At 72.6% G+C, this 18,281-nt stretch carries 16 protein-coding genes and 1 riboswitch; of the genes, 8 read left to right on the top strand and 8 right to left on the bottom strand.

Annotation, left to right across the window (positions count from 1 at the left end):
- Positions 1-30 precede the first annotated feature (30 nt).
- The 3 genes from IR212_RS03955 (at position 31) to IR212_RS03945 (ending at position 2,399) form a co-directional block, all read left to right on the top strand.
- Positions 31-825: a transglutaminase-like domain-containing protein gene (locus IR212_RS03955; protein ID WP_194397690.1), complete on the top strand. Its 795-nt coding sequence runs from the start codon at positions 31-33 to the stop codon at positions 823-825.
- A gap of 69 nt (positions 826-894) precedes the next feature.
- Positions 895-1,479 (top strand): hypothetical protein, encoded by a 585-nt coding sequence (locus IR212_RS03950; protein WP_194397689.1) that lies wholly within the window; start codon positions 895-897, stop codon positions 1,477-1,479.
- A gap of 86 nt (positions 1,480-1,565) precedes the next feature.
- Positions 1,566-2,399 carry a DUF6596 domain-containing protein gene (locus IR212_RS03945; RefSeq protein ID WP_228479474.1) on the top strand — a complete coding sequence of 278 codons (834 nt, stop codon included), beginning with the start codon at positions 1,566-1,568 and terminating at the stop codon, positions 2,397-2,399.
- Between the two features lie 158 nt (positions 2,400-2,557).
- Here IR212_RS03945 and IR212_RS03940 read toward each other — a convergent pair whose 3' ends face one another.
- Both IR212_RS03940 and glyA read right to left on the bottom strand, forming a co-directional pair.
- Positions 2,558-3,439 carry a bifunctional methylenetetrahydrofolate dehydrogenase/methenyltetrahydrofolate cyclohydrolase gene (locus IR212_RS03940; protein WP_194397688.1) on the bottom strand — a complete coding sequence of 294 codons (882 nt, stop codon included), beginning with the start codon at positions 3,437-3,439 and terminating at the stop codon, positions 2,558-2,560.
- Between the two features lie 125 nt (positions 3,440-3,564).
- Positions 3,565-4,839, bottom strand: a complete 1,275-nt coding sequence (glyA, locus tag IR212_RS03935; RefSeq protein WP_194397687.1) for a serine hydroxymethyltransferase — start codon at positions 4,837-4,839, stop codon at positions 3,565-3,567.
- 39 nt (positions 4,840-4,878) lie between these two features.
- Positions 4,879-4,963, bottom strand: a riboswitch (ZMP/ZTP riboswitch).
- An 88-nt stretch (positions 4,964-5,051) separates the two neighbouring features.
- Between glyA and IR212_RS03930 the strand changes: the two genes are divergently transcribed.
- The 5 genes from IR212_RS03930 (at position 5,052) to IR212_RS03910 (ending at position 11,770) form a co-directional block, all read left to right on the top strand.
- Complete coding sequence (locus IR212_RS03930; RefSeq protein ID WP_194397686.1) at positions 5,052-6,563, top strand: family 20 glycosylhydrolase; 1,512 nt, start codon at positions 5,052-5,054, stop codon at positions 6,561-6,563.
- A 25-nt stretch (positions 6,564-6,588) separates the two neighbouring features.
- Positions 6,589-7,725, top strand: a complete 1,137-nt coding sequence (gene nagA, locus IR212_RS03925; protein ID WP_194397685.1) for an N-acetylglucosamine-6-phosphate deacetylase — start codon at positions 6,589-6,591, stop codon at positions 7,723-7,725.
- A gap of 326 nt (positions 7,726-8,051) precedes the next feature.
- Positions 8,052-9,917 carry a sigma-70 family RNA polymerase sigma factor gene (locus tag IR212_RS03920; RefSeq protein WP_194397684.1) on the top strand — a complete coding sequence of 622 codons (1,866 nt, stop codon included), beginning with the start codon at positions 8,052-8,054 and terminating at the stop codon, positions 9,915-9,917.
- Between the two features lie 51 nt (positions 9,918-9,968).
- Entirely contained in the window at positions 9,969-10,382 is a 414-nt protein-coding gene (locus IR212_RS03915) for a YrdB family protein (RefSeq protein ID WP_194397683.1), read from the top strand.
- Complete coding sequence (locus tag IR212_RS03910; RefSeq protein WP_194397682.1) at positions 10,382-11,770, top strand: FAD-binding oxidoreductase; 1,389 nt, start codon at positions 10,382-10,384, stop codon at positions 11,768-11,770. Before IR212_RS03915 ends, IR212_RS03910 begins: the two co-directional genes overlap by 1 nt.
- Positions 11,771-11,785: 15 nt before the next feature.
- Here the strand turns inward: IR212_RS03910 and IR212_RS03905 are convergent, their stop codons facing one another.
- The 6 genes from IR212_RS03905 to IR212_RS03880 all read right to left on the bottom strand — a co-directional run bounded on the left by IR212_RS03905 (position 11,786) and on the right by IR212_RS03880 (position 18,154).
- The gene (locus IR212_RS03905; protein WP_194397681.1) at positions 11,786-12,565 is read right to left on the bottom strand and encodes a glucosamine-6-phosphate deaminase; all 780 of its coding nucleotides are present in this window, start codon (positions 12,563-12,565) and stop codon (positions 11,786-11,788) included.
- Positions 12,558-13,511: an ROK family protein gene (locus IR212_RS03900; protein ID WP_194397680.1), complete on the bottom strand. Its 954-nt coding sequence runs from the start codon at positions 13,509-13,511 to the stop codon at positions 12,558-12,560. Before IR212_RS03900 ends, IR212_RS03905 begins: the two co-directional genes overlap by 8 nt.
- 43 nt (positions 13,512-13,554) lie before the next feature.
- On the bottom strand, positions 13,555-14,448 hold the full coding sequence (locus IR212_RS03895; protein WP_194398509.1) for a carbohydrate ABC transporter permease: 894 nt from the start codon (positions 14,446-14,448) through the stop codon (positions 13,555-13,557).
- A gap of 35 nt (positions 14,449-14,483) precedes the next feature.
- Entirely contained in the window at positions 14,484-15,479 is a 996-nt protein-coding gene (locus tag IR212_RS03890; RefSeq protein WP_194397679.1) for a carbohydrate ABC transporter permease, read from the bottom strand.
- Positions 15,480-15,622: 143 nt separating this feature from the next.
- Entirely contained in the window at positions 15,623-16,870 is a 1,248-nt protein-coding gene (locus tag IR212_RS03885; RefSeq protein WP_194397678.1) for an extracellular solute-binding protein, read from the bottom strand.
- A 93-nt stretch (positions 16,871-16,963) separates the two neighbouring features.
- Positions 16,964-18,154: an ROK family transcriptional regulator gene (locus tag IR212_RS03880; protein ID WP_228479472.1), complete on the bottom strand. Its 1,191-nt coding sequence runs from the start codon at positions 18,152-18,154 to the stop codon at positions 16,964-16,966.
- Positions 18,155-18,281: the final 127 nt, after the last annotated feature.

Below are 18,281 nucleotides of genomic sequence, written 5' to 3'. Positions count from 1 at the left end.
GGTCCTGCGCGACCGTGCCACGCTGGGGTCATGAAGCGCGACGTCTCCAGCCGCATCGCCCTGACGGTCACCGAGCCCGCCGAACTGGTGTTCGCCGTCGCCGTCTCACAGCACTACGCGCCGGTGTCGGAACGGATCGCCGCGACCGTGGACGGGAAGCCGCTCGAAGCCGAGGAGCTGCTCGATGCCCACGGGACGCGACTGCACCGCGTGCTCGCACCGGCCGGCGAGTTCGTGATGGAGTACGCCGCCACGGTGGGCGACGGTGAGCCGGCGGGCGGCGACGAGGTGGAACGGCTCGTCTTCCTGCGGCAGAGCCGCTACGCCGAGTCCGACGCGATGGCACCGACGGCGGCCGCCGAGTTCCAGGGCATCCAGGGCGGCGTGCAGCTGCTGGCGTCGGTGTCGTCGTGGGTGGGAACGCGCCTGGCGTACGTCCCCGGCTCATCGCTTCCCACCGACGGCGCCACCCGCACGCTGCTGGCCCGTCAGGGGGTGTGCCGCGACTACGCGCACCTGTGCATCGCGCTGCTGCGCGGCCTCGGCATCCCGGCCCGCATGGTCGCCGTCTACGCTCCCGGCCTTCACCCGATGGACTTCCACGCCGTCGCCGAGGCGTGGATCGACGGCGGCTGGCGGGTGGTCGATGCCACCACGCTCGCGCCGCGCCCCAGTCTCGTGCGCATAGCGACGGGGCGGGATGCCGCCGACACGGCGTTCCTCACGGTCGTGTCCGGCCGCGCCGACCTCGTCGACGTGACGGTCGCCGCCACGGCCGAGCATCTTCCCGAGGACGACCTGGACACGCTGGTCTCGATCGCCTGAGCCCGGGGAGCCGGGCCGGGGCGCGGCATCCGCTCCCCGCCTCCTTGCGGACGTGGCACAGTGAGAGCCATGAAGAAGTGGGTCGTGCGGTTCGCGTCGCTGCTCGTGTTCAACATCGTCGTGCTCCTCGTCGTCGGGTGGCTGACGCCCGCGCGCGTCGGCTGGGCGGCGCTGTGGGCGGGCATCGTGCTGACGGCGCTCGTCATCTGGATCAAGCCGCTCGTCGAGAAGGGGTTCCGCTCGATGGCGGCGAGGTCGGCGCACCAGCGCACCCGCGCGGGCGAGAAGCTCGTGGAGCTCCTGCTCGCCTTCGCCGTCGCCTTGCTCGTCTGGATCGCGACCGTGGCCTTCACCGGGGTCTCGATCGGCGGCGGCATCTTCGGCGCGTTCTGGGGCTGGGTGCTGCCTCCCGTGTTCCTCCTCATCGGCTGGGCGATCTACGATGCGATCGACGACCGGGTCGAGAGCCACGCCGGCGCGCTCTACGACCGCGCGACGGCGGGCAGGAGCGAGCAGGCGGATGCCGCGACCCCCGCTCCCCCGATCCCCAGCCCGCCCGACACCTATCCCGGCGCGCCGCGCGACTCTGCCCGCCGTGACCGGAACGACGGCCTCACCGATGAGCAGCGCCGCATGCTGGACGAGCTCGGCTGAGGCCGATTCGCCGCTGCCTGTCGATCGCGACCTTCGTCGCTCGTCATCTTCGCGACATCCTCGGCTCTGCGGCGCATCGCACCGGGGTGCCGCTGGACGCGGTGCTCTTCGCCGCCGCCCGCGGCACGAGCGCGGGCCGCGGCGCGGCCTCGCCCGTCGGCGACCCCTTCGCCGGCGACCCGGCGCGCACGCGGGAGCTGCGCGACGAGATCCCCGATCGACGGCTGGAGCTGCTCTTCGCGTGCGCGCATCCGGCGATCGACCCGGCGGTCCGGACGCCCCTGATGCTGCAGACGGTCCTCGGCTTCGACGCGGCGCAGATCGCCCGCGCCTTCGGCGTGGACCCGGCGGCGATGGCGCAGCGGCTGGTGCGCGCGAAGCGCCGCATCCGCGACGCCGGGATCCCGTTCCGCGTGCCGATCCGCGCCGACATGCCCGGACGCCTGCCGGGCGTCCTCGAGGCCATCTACGGCGCGTACGCGATCGGCTGGCTCGACCAGGGCGAGGAGCCGCGCGAATCGCTCGCCGACGAAGCGCGCTGGCTGGCGGTGCTCACCGCCGCCCTCCTCGACGACGAACCGGAGGCGTGGGGACTGGCGGCGCTGCTCACCTACGCGCAGTCGCGGGCGCCGGCCCGCATCGCGGCACCCTGGCCCCCGCTGGACGAGCAGGACCCGGCGATGTGGGACCGCGCGCTCATCGCCGAGGGCGCCGCCCTGCTGCGGCGGGCCTCGGAGCTGAGACGCCCGCTCGGTCGATTCCAGCTGGAGGCGGCGATCCAGGCGGTGCACTGCGACCGCGCCCGCACCGGGACGCTCGACGTCGACGCGCTGGTGAAGCTGTACCGCGGGCTGGTCGCTGTCGCGCCGACCGACGGCGCCCGGGCCGCCCTGGCGGCGGCCGAGTCGCGTCGCGGCTGACGCCGGGGCGCGGCATCCGTCCGCTCTTCCGCCGAGTGCACGCACTGCCGACGAGAGCACGACCTCGCGACGCCGCCGGGCCGTGCACTCGACAACAGGCCGTGCGCTCGCCGACCGGCGCGGCGCGGCGGCGAACCCGGGGCCGGCGCGGCGCCGGGTCAGCCGGCGGCGCGCTCGGCGGCCTCGACGACGTTCGTCATGAGGAGGGCGACGGTCATCGGGCCCACGCCGCCGGGGTTGGGCGAGAGGTAGCCGGCGACCTCGGCGACATCCGGGTGCACGTCGCCGTGGACCTGCGACTTTCCGGTCTCGGGGTCCTCCTCGCGCGTGACGCCCACGTCGAGCACCGCGGCTCCCGGCTTCACATCGGACGCCTGCACGATGTGCTTGACGCCGGCGGCCGCCACGATGACATCGGCCTGGCGCAGGTGGTGGCCGAGGTCAGCGGTGCCGGTGTGCGTGAGCGTCACCGTCGCGTTGATCTCGCGACGGGTCAGCAGCAGGCCGATCGACCGACCGATCGTGACACCGCGGCCGACGACGACCACGTGCTTGCCCTTGAGGTCGTAGTCGTTGCGCAGCAGCAGCTCGATGACGCCCCGCGGGGTGCACGGCAGCGGAGTCGTGATGGGCGCGTTGACGTTGAGCACGAGGCGGCCGAGATTGGTCGGGTGCAGGCCGTCGGCGTCCTTGGCGGGATCGATGCGCTCGAGGATCGCGTCGGTGTCGAGGTGCTTCGGCAGCGGCAGCTGCACGATGTAGCCGTGGCACTCCGGGTCGGCGTTGAGCTCGTCGATGAGCGCCTCGACCTGCTCCTGGGTGGCATCGGCGGGGAGCTCCTTCTGGATCGAGTTCATGCCGATGGCCTCGGACTGCCGGTGCTTCATGCCGACGTACAGCTGCGACGCCGGGTCGGCGCCGACCAGCACCGTCGCGATGCCCGGCGTGATGCCCTTCTCCTTGAGCGCCGCGATGCGCTCGCGCAGCTCGTCCTTGATCTCGGCCGCCGCGGCCTTGCCGTCGAGCTTGTGTGCGGTCATGCCGTCCTGCCTTCGTTGCTGAGGTGGAACCACGGGATCACGGATGCCGCGAGCCACGGCATCCGGAATACCTATGTTGATAGTGATAGCAGAAACCCGCGCGCCAAGGGGCGCCGGGTTCGAGGTCAGTGGCGGAAGCCCGGGTACAGCGGGAACGCGGCGGTGAGGGCCGCGACCCGCAGCCGCAGCTCCTCGAGGTCGGCACCCGGCTGCAGGGCGAGGGCGATGATGTCGGCGACCTCGGTGAACTCGGCGTCGCCGAACCCGCGCGTCGCGAGCGCGGGCGTGCCGATCCGCAGCCCCGACGTGACCATCGGCGGGCGCGGGTCGTTGGGGACGGCGTTGCGGTTCACGGTGATGCGGATCTCGTGCAGGCGGTCCTCGGCCTGCTTGCCGTCGATCTGGGCGTCGCGGAGGTCCACGAGCACCAGGTGCACGTCGGTGCCGCCCGAGCGCACCGAGATGCCGGCATCCCGCACATCCTGCTGCGAGAGCCGCTCGGCGATGATGTGCGCGCCGCGCAGCACCCGCTCCTGGCGCTCCCGGAACTCAGGCGTCGCGGCGAGCTTGAACGCCGTGGCCTTGGCCGCGATGACGTGCATGAGCGGTCCGCCCTGCTGGCCGGGGAAGACCGCGGTGTTGATCTTCTTCGCGATGTCGGCGTCGTTGGTGAGGATGAATCCCGAGCGCGGGCCGCCGATCGTCTTGTGCACCGTCGACGACACCACGTGCGCGTGCGGCACCGGGTTCGGGTGGACGCCCGCCGCGACGAGGCCCGCGAAGTGCGCCATGTCGACCCACAGCGTGGCGCCGACCTCGTCGGCGATGGCGCGGAATCGGGCGAAGTCCAGCTGGCGCGGGTAGGCCGACCAGCCGGCGATGATCACCTTCGGCTGGTGCTCGCGCGCGAGCCGGGCGACCTCGTCCATGTCGATGGTGGAGGTCTCGGGATCGACGCCGTAGGCCACGATGTTGTACAGCCGGCCCGAGAAGTTGATCTTCATGCCGTGCGTGAGGTGCCCGCCCTGGTCGAGCGACAGGCCGAGCAGCGTGTCGCCCGGGCGCGCGATCGCGTGCAGCACGGCCGCATTGGCCGTCGCGCCGGAGTGCGGCTGCACATTGGCGAATTCGGCGCCGAACAGCTTCTTGGCCCGCTGGATCGCGAGCTCCTCGGCGACGTCGACCTCCTCGCAGCCGCCGTAGTAGCGGCGGCCGGGATAGCCCTCGGCGTACTTGTTGGTCAGCACCGAGCCCTGGGACTGCAGGACCGAGACGGGGACGAAGTTCTCGGACGCGATCATCTCGAGGAACCCGCGCTGCCGGTCGAGCTCGCGGTCGAGCACCTGGGCGATCTCGGGGTCGACCTCGGCGAGCGGGGCGTTGAAGAACTGATCGGTCATGCGATCTCCTGACTCACGGCGTGCAGATAGGGGGGTTCCCACATCGGCCCAGGCGTGCGGTCGAATGCCGTCGTCGGTCGCTCCCCGGTGGTGACCCACCTCAACGCCAGTCGCGACAACCCGAGCATAACCGAACACGACGCGCTAGGCTGAGGGGCGGTCGGTTTGTTAGGAGTCTTTACATCCGCCCCCGCGCCAAGAATGGAGACACCGTGCCGCTTCCCGCCGTCGTGCCCGCACCCGCGTCGATGGCGGCGGGCGGTGCGCCGTTCCGGCTCTCCGACGCCACCACCCTGTCGGGAGACGCGGATGCCGCCGCCGGCCTGGCCGCGGCGGTGCGGGCCCGCACGGGTCACGACATCGCCACGGCCGACGAGCCCGGAGGCGTCGAGCTGCGCATCACCCCCGGCGGACCACCGGAGTCGTACCGGATCGACGTGGACGAGGCATCCGTCATCGTCACGGGGGCCGACGCCGTCGGGCTGTTCTACGGCGTCCAGACGCTCGCGCAGCTCATCGCCCGCGACGGCGACGGCTGGGTGGTTCCCGCCGTGGCGATCCTGGACGCCCCCCGCTTCCCGTACCGGGGCGTGATGCTCGACGTCGCCCGGCACTTCCACGGCGTCGACACGGTGAAGAGCCTCATCGACCACGCCGCGTCACTGAAGCTGAACGCGCTTCACCTGCACCTCACCGACGACCAGGGCTGGCGGCTGCAGCTGCACTCCCGTCCCGAGCTCACCGCGGTGGCCTCCGGCACCTCGGTCGGCGGCGACCCCGGCGGGTTCTACACGAAGGACGACTACCGCGCGATCGTGGAGCACGCCGCGTCCCGTCACATGATCGTGGTGCCCGAGATCGACATGCCCGGTCACACGCACGCCGTGGGCCTGGCGTACCCGCAGCTCGCCGAGGATCCCGTGCTCGGCGATGACACCCTCGCGGCCGTCCGCGAGCACGGCGGGGAGCCGCCCGTCGCCGGCGTGCCGTTCGACGGGATGGCCGTCGGCTTCTCGTCGCTGAAGATCGACGACGAGGCGACCTACGACTTCGTCGCGGACGTGTTCGGCGAGCTGACCGCGATGACGCCCGGGCCGTACCTGCACTTCGGCGGCGACGAGTCGCTGTCGACCAGCCCGGAGGACTTCGACGTCTTCGTCGCGCGCGTGAGCGCCATCATCGCCGACCTCGGCAAGACGCCCATCGCCTGGCACGAGGCGGGCGCGGTGAAGGGCATCGCCGACACGACAGTCGGCCAGTACTGGGGCTACGTCGTGCCGCAGGGCGATTCCGATGCGACGGCGAAGGCGTTCGCCGACAACGCCGGCGGCCTCATCCTCTCCCCCGCAGATGCGGTCTACCTCGACATGAAGTACCCGTCCGGTCCCGACCTCGGCCTCGTATGGGCGAACGGGCCGACGAGCGTCGAGCGCGCGTACTCGTGGGAGCCCGCCGACGTCATACCCGGGGTCGACGACACCGGCATCCTCGGCGTCGAGGCGCCGCTGTGGACCGAGACGGTCCGCACCGCCGCCGACGTCGACACCATGGCGTTCCCCCGCATCGCCGCCGCCGCCGAAGCCGGCTGGTCGCCGGCGACCGGCACGAGCTCGCTGCGCACGTGGGCGTCGTTCCGCGAGCGCGTCGGCGCACTCGGACCGTTGTGGACCGCGATGGGCATCGGGTTCCACCGCTCGGAAGAGATCCCGTGGGCCGTCGAGTGACCGCCGTCGAGGAAGGAGCCACCCCGTGAGCACGCTCGTCCACAGCGTCCGCGTGCTGGGATCGACGGGCGTCGACCCGGCCCGCGCAGACGGCTGGGTCCGGTTCGAGGACGGCAGGGTGTCGGCGGCCGGCGAGGGCGGCGAGCTCCCCGCCGCCCGCCACGTCGTGGACGGTGGGGGCGGATGCCTCGCCCCCGGCTTCGTCGACATCCACGGGCACGGCGGCGGCGGGGCGAGCTTCGACGACGGCCCCGAGGCGATCCGCGCGGCGCGCGCGGTGCACCGGGCCCACGGCACGACACGGGCCGTGCTCTCGCTCATCACGGCGCCGATCGACGAGCTGGCCGCCCGGGTGGCGATGGTCGCCGATCTCGCGGCATCCGATCCGACGATCCTCGGCTCCCACCTGGAGGGGCCCTTCCTCGACCCCGGCCACAAGGGCGCGCACACGGCGTCGCTGCTGCGCGCGCCGGACGCGGCATCCGTCGACCGTCTGCTGGAAGCGGGACGCGGCTCGATCCGGCAGGTCACGCTGGCTCCCGAGCTCCCGGGCGCCTTCGACGCCATCCGGCGCTTCACCGACGCCGGCGTCGCCGTCGCGGTCGGGCACACCGACGCGGATGCCGACGTCACCCGCCGGGCGTTCGACGCGGGCGCGACCCTCCTCACCCACGCGTTCAACGCGATGAACGGCATCCACCACCGCGCGCCCGGTCCCGTGGTGGCGGCGCTGCGCGACGACCGGGTCACCCTCGAGATCATCGCCGACGGCGTGCACGTCGACCTCGCCCTGATCGCGACCCTCTTCGCCGCCGGCGGGGACCGGATGGCGCTGATCACCGACGCGATGGCGGCGGCAGGGTCGTCCGACGGACGCTATGTGCTGGGCGGCCTGCCCGTACGCGTGGACGGCGGGGTCGCCCGCCTGGAGGACGGAGGGGCGATCGCCGGTTCCACCCTCACGCAGGACGCCGCGGTGCGCCACATCGTCGGCGCGGGGGTGGGCCTCGGGGACGCCGTGCGTGCCGCGGGTGCGACGCCCGCGCGGGCGGTCGGCCGGCCCGATCTCGGACGACTCGACGCCGGCTCGCCCGCGGATGCGGTGCTGCTGGACGAGCACCTCGCGGTGCGTCGCGTGTGGGTCGACGGCCGCCCGGGCTGAGCGCACACGACGAAGGCGGGGCCGAAGATCCCTCCCCCGAGATACCTTCGAACCCCGCCAGATCCGCGAGCTGTCTCGCGGGGGGCTGCCGCCCCGTGCCCCACACAGGGGCGGTGCCACTCTGACGAGAGAGACGTCGGGGTCTGCGGTCTATTACGCGAGTTCGGGAAGAATGTTCGGAGCCGCCCGGCGAGGCGCGCGGAGGCGTCGGCGCAGTCCGCGCCAGCCCCTGGCGAAACCGGCACCTTGCGGCGACAATGGATCGGTCGCGACCCGAGACGGCCGCGGCGGGAGGCGCGACGGTGCGCCGCGGAGACTGGGGATCCATGGAACACGACGAGGTGCGCGAGCGCGGGCAGGCGGCGGGCGATGCCGTCGCCGACGCCGACCTCGTCACGCGCACCCGCTCGGGCGACGCCGGCGCCTTCGGAGAACTGTGGCGCCGCCACTACCGCGCGGGCGTCACGGTCGCGCGCAACATGACGTCGAGCCTCGATGCGGACGACCTGGTGCAGGAGGCGTACACCCGCATCTACGGCTCCATCGTCTCGGGGGGCGGCCCCACCGGCTCGTTCCGCGCGTACCTCTTCACGAGCATCCGCAACACCGCGGCCGCGTGGGGGCGCGCCCGCCGTGAGACCGCGATCGACGAGCTGGACGGCGTCGAGGACCCTGCCGCCGGCGAGCATGAGAGCGAGGCGGCCCTGGACCGGGGCCTCACGCACCAGGCGTTCCGCAGCCTTCCCACCCGCTGGCAGGAGGTGCTCTGGTACTCCGAGATCGAGCAGATGAAGCCCGCCGAGATCGCGCCGCTCCTCGGCATGAAGCCGACCGCGGTCGCGCAGCTGGCGTTCCGCGCCCGCGAGGGCCTGCGAGAGGCGTGGATCCAGGCGCATCTGCGCGCGGTCGCCGACGGGTCGGACTGTCAATGGACGATCGAGCACCTCGGCGCGTACGCGCGGCGCAACCTGGGACGCCGCGATCACGCCAAGATCGAGCGCCACCTGGCGCAATGCGTGCGCTGCGCGCTGGTGTCGAGCGAGGCGGCGGAGGTGTCGAGCCGGCTCGCGCTGGTGCTGCTGCCGCTGGCGCTCGGCGCGACCGGCACGGCGGGCTACCTCGCGACGGTCCAGGGAGGCGGCACCTCGCTCGTCGCCATGGCCGGGATGCCCTCCGTCGTGGCGGAAGGCACCGTCGCGGCGCTGCCCGGTGCGGTCACCGGCACCGGCACGGGTCTCGGTGCCGGCACGGCTGCCGTCAGCTCGAGCGCCGGCGCGGTCGGCGCTGCGGCCGCGGCGGGCGGTACGACGACCGTCGTGGCAGCCGCCGCGGGCGGGTCGGCGCTGGCCGGCATCGGCGCCGCGTCGGGCCTGGCCGCGGCGGGACTCATCGTCACGGGCGGCGTGGTCGCCGCGGCGGTGGTGCTGCCGCCGGTCGCCGACCAGCCCGTCCCGACCCCGGCCGTCACAGAGGTCACGCAGCCGACCTCGCCGGTGGTACCCGGCATCGCCGACGACGCGGAGTCCGCTCTGCACCTCCCGGACGAGTCCGGCCCGGACCCCGCCGACATCCCGGTCCTGACGGACAGCGGTGCGTACGACACGGATGCCTCCACCCCGCCCTCCTCGCACGGCGCGGCGGACGGCGCACCCGGCCACGACACCGCCGGCACCCCCGGCGACGGCCACGGCGGCGGCGCGAACGCCGGCGCCCCTGCGAGTCCTCATGCGACGACGGGCAGCGGAAACCCGAACGCCGGCACCCCCTCCACCCACGCCGACCCCCACGCCGGGGCGAACCCGAACGCCGGGGCGAACCCGAACGCCGGGGCGAACCCCCACGCCGGGGCGAACCCCCACGCCGGGGCGAACCCGAACGCCCGGGCGAACCCGAACGCCGGCACCAGCGGAACCGGCTCCACCCACGCCAACCCGACCGCCGGCACCAACGCGAATGCCGGGGCCAATCCGAACGCCGGCCCCAACCCCAACGGCGGAGCGAATCCCAACGCCGGCCCCAACCCCAACGCCAACGCGAAGGCGACAGCCAAGAGCCCACCCGCCCAGGCGCAGGCCAACGCCAACGCCAACGCCAACGCCAACGCCAACCGGAGCGCACCCGCGCTCCCGCCCGCAGCGGCGGCTCCCGCCGCGCCGGAGGCGCCCGCCGCACCGCTCGCCGCAGCTCCCTAGGCGGACGCCCGCCGACCGGTGAGCGCGGCATCCCGCCGTAGACTGGAGGTCATGTCCGACACCCCTGGCGCCATGCCTGCGCCCCCGAGCAAGGATGGGCCGCAGGCCGCCGATCAGGCACCGGGCACCCGACCCCCACTCACGGCGATCGACGTCGTGGCCTTCCTGTGCGAGCTCTTCGCCTTCGCCACACTGGCGCTGTGGGGGTTCACGATGTGGCCCTTCCCGTGGAACATCGTGGCCGGCATCGCGGCCCCCGTCGTCGCGATCCTGGCCTGGGCGCTCTTCGTCTCCCCGCGCGCGGTGCTGGCCGTCCACCCGTTCGTGCGCGCCGTCGTCGAGCTCCTGGTGTACGCGTCGGCGACGATCGCGTGGTGGAGCATGGGCAACGCGTGGATCGGCCTCGTCTTCGGCGTGGTCGCCGTCACCGCCGGCGTCATCGTCGGCCGCCGCCGCCTGACGTGATGGCAGGTAGCGACGCGCTCACCCGCCTCCGCGCCGAGCTCGGCGACCGGGTCGACACCTCGCCGGCAGCGCTGGCCGCGGCGCGTGCCGACAAGTCGGGCCACGCGGCATCCGGACACCCGATCGCGGTCGTGCACGCCCGCAGCGTGGACGACGTCCAGCGCACCCTCCGCATCGCGACCGAGACGGGCACGCCCGTGGTGACCCGCGGCGCCGGCACGGGACTGGCCGGCGGCGCCAACGCGGGCGGCGGCGAGATCGCCCTCTCGGTGCGCGCGATGGACCGCATCCTCGAGGTGCGTCCCGACGACCTCCTCGCGGTCGTCGAGCCCGGCATCCTGAACGCCGACCTCAACGCCGCACTGTCCCCGCACGGCCTGTGGTGGGCGCCCGATCCGGCGAGCCGCGCCATCTCGACCGTCGGGGGCAACATCGCCACCGGCGCGGGGGGACTGCTGTGCGCGAAGTACGGCGTGGTGCGCGACGCGGTGCTCGGGGTCGACATCGTGCTGGCCGACGGGCGTCTGCTCAGACTGGGCCACCGCACCGTGAAAGGCGTGACCGGCCTCGATCTCACCTCACTCGTGATCGGGTCGGAGGGCACCCTCGGGGTGATCGTCGGCGCGACGCTGAAGCTGCGTCGCCTCACTCCGGGTCAGGTGTGCACGATCGCCGCGACCTTCCCCGATGTGCGGACGGCCGCCGTCGCCTCGGCGGCGGTCACGGCGGCGGGCGTCCAGCCGGCGATCATGGAGCTGATGGATGCCGCATCCCTCGCCGCGGTGCACGCCCTGCTGTCGCTCGACCCGCCGACGCCGGGTGCGGCGCAGCTCACCCTCCAGACCGACGGCCCGGCGGCGGTCGCCGAGGCCGACGCCATCGCGGGGGTGCTGCGCGGCGCCGGCGGCACCGTCGCCGTGTCGCACGACCCCGAGGAGGGGGAGCGTCTGCTGGCGATCCGCCGGTCGATGCATCCTGCGATGGAGACTCTCGGCACCACGCTCATCGAGGACGTGTCGGTGCCGCGCAGCGCGCTTCCCGCGATGTTCGACGAGATCGCGCGCGTCGAGCGCGAGCACGGGGTCGTCATCCCCACCGTGGCGCACGCCGGCGACGGCAACCTGCACCCGAACTTCATCTTCGTGGGCGAGCCCGACGAGTTCGGCGTCATCGAGGCGCCGGACGAGATCTGGCGGGCCGCGGACGACTTGTTCCGCGCCGCCCTGCGGCTGGGCGGCACCCTCACCGGCGAGCACGGCGTGGGCGTGCTGAAGCGTCGTTGGCTGGCCGACGAGCTCGGCGAGGACCAGTGGGAGCTGCAGCGTCAGATCACCCGGGTGTTCGACCCGCAGGGGATCCTCAACCCCGGCAAGGTCTTCGCACCGTGAGGCGCAGATGACGGGTCAGATGCCCTGCCAGTCGGGCTTGTTGTCGAACGCGTAGCGGTAGTAGGCGGCGCGCTGGAGCTGTGACGCCGCCGCCTCGTCGACCACCACGGTGGCGCGGGCGTGCAGCTGGATCGCCGACCCGGGCAGCGACGCGGTGAGCGGACCCTCGACCGCGCCGGCGACGGCTGCCGCCTTGCCCTCGCCGAACGCGAGCAGCACCAGGTGGCGCGCCCGCAGGATCGTGCCCAGGCCCTGCGTGATGCAGTGCATCGGCACGTCGTCGATCGAGTCGAAGAACCGGGCGTTGTCACGCCGCGTCTGCTCCGTCAGGGTCTTCACCCGCGTCTGGGACGCGAACGACGAGCCGGGCTCGTTGAAGCCGATGTGGCCGTCGGTTCCGATGCCGAGGATCTGCAGGTCGATGCCGCCGGCGTCGAGGATCGCGGCCTCGTACTCCTCGCCGTGGTACTCGATGCCCTCGGGCGTGCCGTCGGGCGTGCGGACCAGTTCGGGGTTGAGGCCCAGCGGCTCGACCACCTCGCGGGTGATCACGGAGCGGTAGCTCTCGGGATGCGCGGGATCTATCCCGACGTACTCGTCCAGCGCGAAGCCGCGCACCCGCGACACGTCCACGCCTTGCAGCCGGGGTCGCAGCGCCTCATACACCGGGAGCGGGGTCGATCCGGTGGCGAGGCCCAGCACCGCCTCGGGATTCTCCCGCACCAGCGCCGCGATGTGGTCGGCGACGAGCTCTCCCGCCGCCTCCTTGTCGCGGACGATCACGATCTCAGCCATGGACCAGAGCCTCCTCGGTGTCGTGTGTGGCATCGCCCTCCGCGCCGACGAGCGCGGCGCCCAGTGCCGCCGCGAGCGAACCCGGCGGCAGCAGCTCGACACGCTCGGCGAGACGCAGCGAACGCATGAAGGGGGACGCCTCGGCGCTGGCCGACAGCTCGGCTGCGACATCCGTCATCAGTCGATCGCCCAGCGCTGTCACACCCCCTCCGAGGACCACGATATCGACGTCCGCCGTCAGCACCAGCACCCGCACGGCGGCCGCCACGCCGCGCGCGAGATCCTCGCGCAGCCGCCGCGCCGACGGGTCGCCGGCGTCGGCGGCGTCGAAGACGTCGCGCACAGGAAGGGCGGAGCGGTGCCGCCAGCGTTCGGCGACGGCCCCGCCGCCGGCGAACGCCTCGATGCACCCGCGTTGGCCGCAGCGGCACAGCGGCCCGTGCGGATCGATGGAGATGTGCCCGACCTCCCCGGCGGTGCCCCGGGCGCCCCGCCACAGCCGGCCGTCCGCGACGATGCCCGCCGCCACACCCGTCCCGAGGTTGAGGTAGGCCATCGAGGCCGGCGCGGCCGCCCCTGACGCCCGGTGGAGCGCGTGCGCCCCGAGGGCCGCGGCCTTCACGTCGTTCTCGACCCGCACCGGCACCCCGAGGCGGGGTGCCACGGCCTCGGCGAGGTCCAGTGCCTCGACTCCGAGGTTGACGGCGTGCACGACGCGTCCCGTCCCCGGCTCGATCTGACCGGGGATGCCGACGCCCACGGAGCGCACCTCGGCGAGGTCGACACCGGCCTCCGCGGCGAGCGCGCCCACCGCGTCGACGACGGTCTGGGCCACGGCATCCGGCCCCCATCCGGTGGGGATGCGGATGCGCCCGGCGATCGCACCGCCGTCGTCGACGGCCACCGCATCGGTCTTCGTGCCGCCGACGTCGAGACCGACCTTCATCTGCCGACCTCCCTGCGGAAGTCGGCTGCACCGTGAGCGCGCATCAGCCCTTGACCGCCCCCGCCACGAGCCCGCTGGTCATGCGGCTCTGCACGAGGAGGAAGAACACCACGACGGGGATGGCCACCAGGGTGGAGCCCGCCATGAGCTCGGCCCAGTTGATGCCGCCGTTCGGGTCGAGGAACGTGCGCAGCCACACCGGGAGCGTCATCGCCTCGGGACGCGGGTTGAGCACGAGGGCGAAGAGGAACTCGTTCCACGCCTGGATGAACCCGAAGATCCCGGTGGCCACGAGCCCGGGCGCCAGCAGCGGGAACGTGATGCGCCAGAACGCCTGCGAGCGGCTGAGTCCGTCGATCATCGCCGCCTCTTCCAGCTCGGCCGGCACGCCGTTGACGAATCCCCGCAGCGTCCAGATCGTGAAGGGCAGCACGGTGGCGATGTACACCGCCGACAGTCCCGCGATGGTGTTGAGCATCTGCCACCCGTCGACCAGGCGGAAGATCGAGATGATCATGGCCTCGGCGGGGATCATCTGCACGAGGAGGATCGCCACGATGAAGGCCGCCCGACTGCGGAAGCGGAAGCGTGTGACGGCGAGCGCGGCGAGGAACGCGAACACGAGCGCGACGACGACCGTGATGGCCGTCACCGCGATCGAGTTCGCGAGCGCCGGCAGGAACGGCGCCCGCGAGGAGTCGAAGATGACGTTCGCGTAGTTCTCGAGCGTGCCGTTGTCCGGCCAGAAGTGCAGCTCGCTCCCCCGCACCTGGGCGTTCGGCTGGAACGACGTGTTCACCATCCAGTACACCGGGAAGACGGATGCCGCGAACACGGCGATCGCGGCGGCACCGGCGAGGATCGAGCCGATGCGGCGACGGGCGCGCTCGGCGCCCCGGCGGGGCTCGGACGCCGGCACCGCGGCGGGTGCGGGCATGCGGGATGCGCGTGCCTCGGGTGCGGCAGCGGTGGTCACAGCGTCTCCTCCTTCACGCTGCTGCGGACGTAGAACACCGAGAGCACGGCGAGCATCAGCACGAAGATCACCGAGATCGCCCCGCCGGTTCCGAAGTCGCCGGAGCCCAGCGACACGCGGTAGATGTACACCCCGAGCGTGTTGGTCTGCTCGGCCAGGCCGCCGATCGACTGCAGAGCGTAGATCTGCGTGAACACGCGCAGGTCCCAGATGATCTGCAGGATCGTGACGATCACCAGCACCGGGCGGATGAACGGGACGATCACGAGGCGGAACCGCTGGAACGCGCCGGCGCCGTCGAGCTGGGCGGCTTCGAGCACCTCGTCCGGCACCTGGGTCAGGCCCGCATACACGGTGAACGCCACGAACGGGACGGCGCCCCACACGATGACGATGGTCGCGACGAAGAAGAAGCTCAGCGGGTCGATGAGCCAGGAGTGGCCCTCGAACTGCGTCAGCCCGAACACGTTGACCAGCACGTGGTTCAGGACGCCGTACTGCGTGTCGAAGATCCAGCCCCACACGATGGTGGCCGACAGCGGCGGCATCGCCCACGCGAGCAGGAGTCCCACCGAGACCAGGGTGCGAAGGACCACTCCGAGACGGCGCATCAGGAGGGCGACCAGGACGCCGAGCGCCATCGTCAGCACGACGCAGACGGCCGCGAAGACCACGGAGCGGCCGAGGACCTGCCAGAAGGAGGGGTCGGTGAGGACCGCGGCGTAGTTGGCCACGCCCACGAACTCCGGCGGGGCGCCGAAGACCTGCGCGCGGCCGAACTCCTGGAACGACATGATCATGAGCTGCAGCAGCGGCCACCCGGTGATCACCGCCAGGACGATGAGCGCGGGCGTGAGCAGTGCATAGGGAGTGAACCCGCCGGGGCGGATGAGGCGGCGGCGAGCCGGACGCTCGGGCTCGGGGGGTGCGATCAGCCGCTCCCCGTCGATCCCGCTCACCGCCGGGGGCAGCGGAGGAGACGCGGTGGACATGGTGACTCCTGTACTTCGTTTCCAGAGTGACTGACGCCGGGCTCGGATGGCATGGGTCGGGCCGGCGGCGGAAGGCCACCGGCCCGGGTGGTGCGGCGCGCAAGGGAACGCGCGCCGCACCGGGGTCAGCGCCTGAGCGCTGTTCAGCCGTTGAGGATGTCCTCGATCTGCGTGTCGACCTCCGCCGCGAGAGCCGCGACGTCTCCGCCCTGGGCGACCTTGACGAAGAAGTCCTCCAGGATGCGCGAGGCCTCGACCTCGGCCCAGTTCGGCGAGGCCGGCGTCAGCTTCGCGTTGCCCGCGGCCTCCGCGAAGGCGAGCGCCTCCGGCGTGTCACCGAGCGTCGAGGCGAGCGACTTCTTCGCGGGGATGAGCCCGTTCTCGCCGTAGATCGTCTGGAACTCGTCGCTCATCATGATCTCGAGAGCGCTCTTGGCCAGCTCGGGGTTGGCCGACTTCGCCGAGATGCCGATGTTCGAGCCGCCGGCGAAGACCTGCGCCGGATCGCCGTCCACGCCCGGCAGGGCGTAGACGAACGGCGCCGCCGGCGGCGCGTCTGTCTCGCACTCGCTGGCCAGGCTCAGCGCCCAGTTCGGGGCCGAGAACTGGATCGCCGAACCCTCGCAGTACGGGGTCCAGGGCTCGGCGTTGTCGCCGTCCTTCGGTGCGGCCGACGCGGTGGTCATGAGGTCCTGCACCTGCTCGATACCGGCGACCGACTCGGGCGAGCTCAGCTGCGCATCCCACTGGTCGCCGTCCTGCACCGCGATCTCGCCGCCGTTCTCCCAGATGAAGGGCAGGGCGTTGTACCAGTCCTGGCCGGCGAAGTAGATGCCGGACTTCCCGGGGTTCGCCGCGGCGAGCTCCTTCGCCTGGGCGATGTACGCGTCGAGGTCGGCGGGCGCCTCGGTGACGAAGGCGGGGTCCGCGAAGACCACGCGGGCGCCGGAGTACAGCGGCGGGGCGTAGAACTGGCCCTCGTACGAGCCGCTCTCCACGAAACCGGGCAGCAGGTCGTCGCCGCCCAGGTCCTCGTACATGTCGGTCAGATCCAGGAGCGCACCGACCGAGGTGAAGGCCGGGGCCTGCGTGTTGCCGAACTCGACGATGTCGGGGCTGTCCGAGCTGGACAGGCTGGTGGTCAGGCGGTCGACGAGGCCCTCCCAGCTCTGCTCCTCGATCGTGAGGGTCGAGCCGGGGTTCTCCTCCTCGAAGGTCTCCTTCAGGTAGTCGCGCGCCTCCTGCGGGGTGTCGGTGCCGTTCAGCCACACCCGGATCTCGGCGCCCTCGCCGTCGCCGGATCCGCTGTCGTCGCCGCCGGCACCGCTGCAGCCGGCGAGCAGGAGAGCCGAGGCGCCGATCAGCGCCACCGCTCCGAGCGTCTTCTTCATGGTGTTTCCTCTGTGTTCTTCGGTTTCGGGTGGGCCGGGTGACCCATCCGGGGGGAATCGGGGTTCCGGGACGAGCCCGGAGGGACAGCACCGTCAGGACACCCCGAGCTGGCCTGACAGGACCATGACGGCGGCACCGCGCAGGACGATGTCCTGGCCTTGCTCCGTCATCCGCACCCGTACGCCGGCGTCGTCGGACGACGAGAGCGTGCGCGCGCGGAGGGTCTCGACGGTCTGGTCCGCGAGGGACCCGCCGAGGAGTTCAGGAGGGCCGGAGAGGACGATCTCCGACACGTCGAGCGTGCCGACCACGGGCGCCAGCGCGATCCCGAGCCGCTCCCCCGCATCCCGCAGCACGCCCTCACGGGAGTCGGGATCGGATGCCGCGGCCAGCCGTGACGACAGCGAGGGGACCGAGAGCCACGCCTCGAGGCATCCGACGCGTCCGCACGCGCACCGGGGACCACCGTCGGTGCCCACCGTGACGTGGCCGATCTCACCCGCGGCGAATCGACTGCCCCGCATGGGCTGGCCCGCCAGCAGCAGTCCCGACCCGACGCCTCGTCCGACTTTGACCAGCAGCACGTCGTCGGGCGCGCCGCCGAAGGTGTACTCGGCCAGCACCGCGGCGTTCGCGTCGTTGGCGACCAGTACGGGCAGCCCCAGCGCCTGGCGCAGCGCGCTCTCGAGGTCGAAGCCGGCCCAGCCGAAGTTGGGTGCGGTGAGGATGACCCCGCGGTCGTCGACCACGCCGGGGGTGCCCACGCCGATGCCGAGCACCGGCGCGCGGGAGTCGGCCACCAGTGCGCGGGCGAGCTCCACGACGGTCGCGACGACGTCCTCATCGGCGGGAAGGGCGACGTCGCGCCGGGCGACGATGCCGCCGTCGAGGGTCAGCACCGCGCCGATGAACGCGTCGCTGCCCGAGAGGTCGAGCCCCACGATGCGGTGGCCGTCGTGATCGAGGTCGACGAGGATCGCCGGCTTGCCCGGACCGGACGCCTCGCGCACCCCTCGTTCGACGACGAAGCCGTCGGCGATGAGCTCGGCGACGAGGTCGGAGATCGTGACGCGGGTGAGGCCGGTCTCGCGGGCCAGGTCGGCTCGGCTCATCGCGCCCTGGTGGAAGAGCGTCTGCAGCACCAGCGAGCGGTTGTGACCCCGCGCGTGCTCGGGCAGCACCTTGCGTCCCTGCCGCAGCGTCCGGCCGGGCGCGAACGCGCCGGAGGAGGCCGGCGCCGGGTCGAGGACGGGCACGCCGCGCTGCGCTTCGGGGTTCGACATGTTTGTTAGTAGACCTTACGAACTAACTTCACGCAAGCGGTTGGACCCAATTTGATCGGAGGGTTTACAAAACTGTGACCTTCTCTGCGAGACCGGGCCGACGCCGACCCGCGTGAATACGCGCGTG

This window comes from Microbacterium atlanticum (assembly GCF_015277815.1).
In the GTDB taxonomy this organism is placed as follows: domain Bacteria; phylum Actinomycetota; class Actinomycetes; order Actinomycetales; family Microbacteriaceae; genus Microbacterium; species Microbacterium atlanticum.
This window is presented reverse-complemented; position numbering and strand designations above follow the sequence as displayed.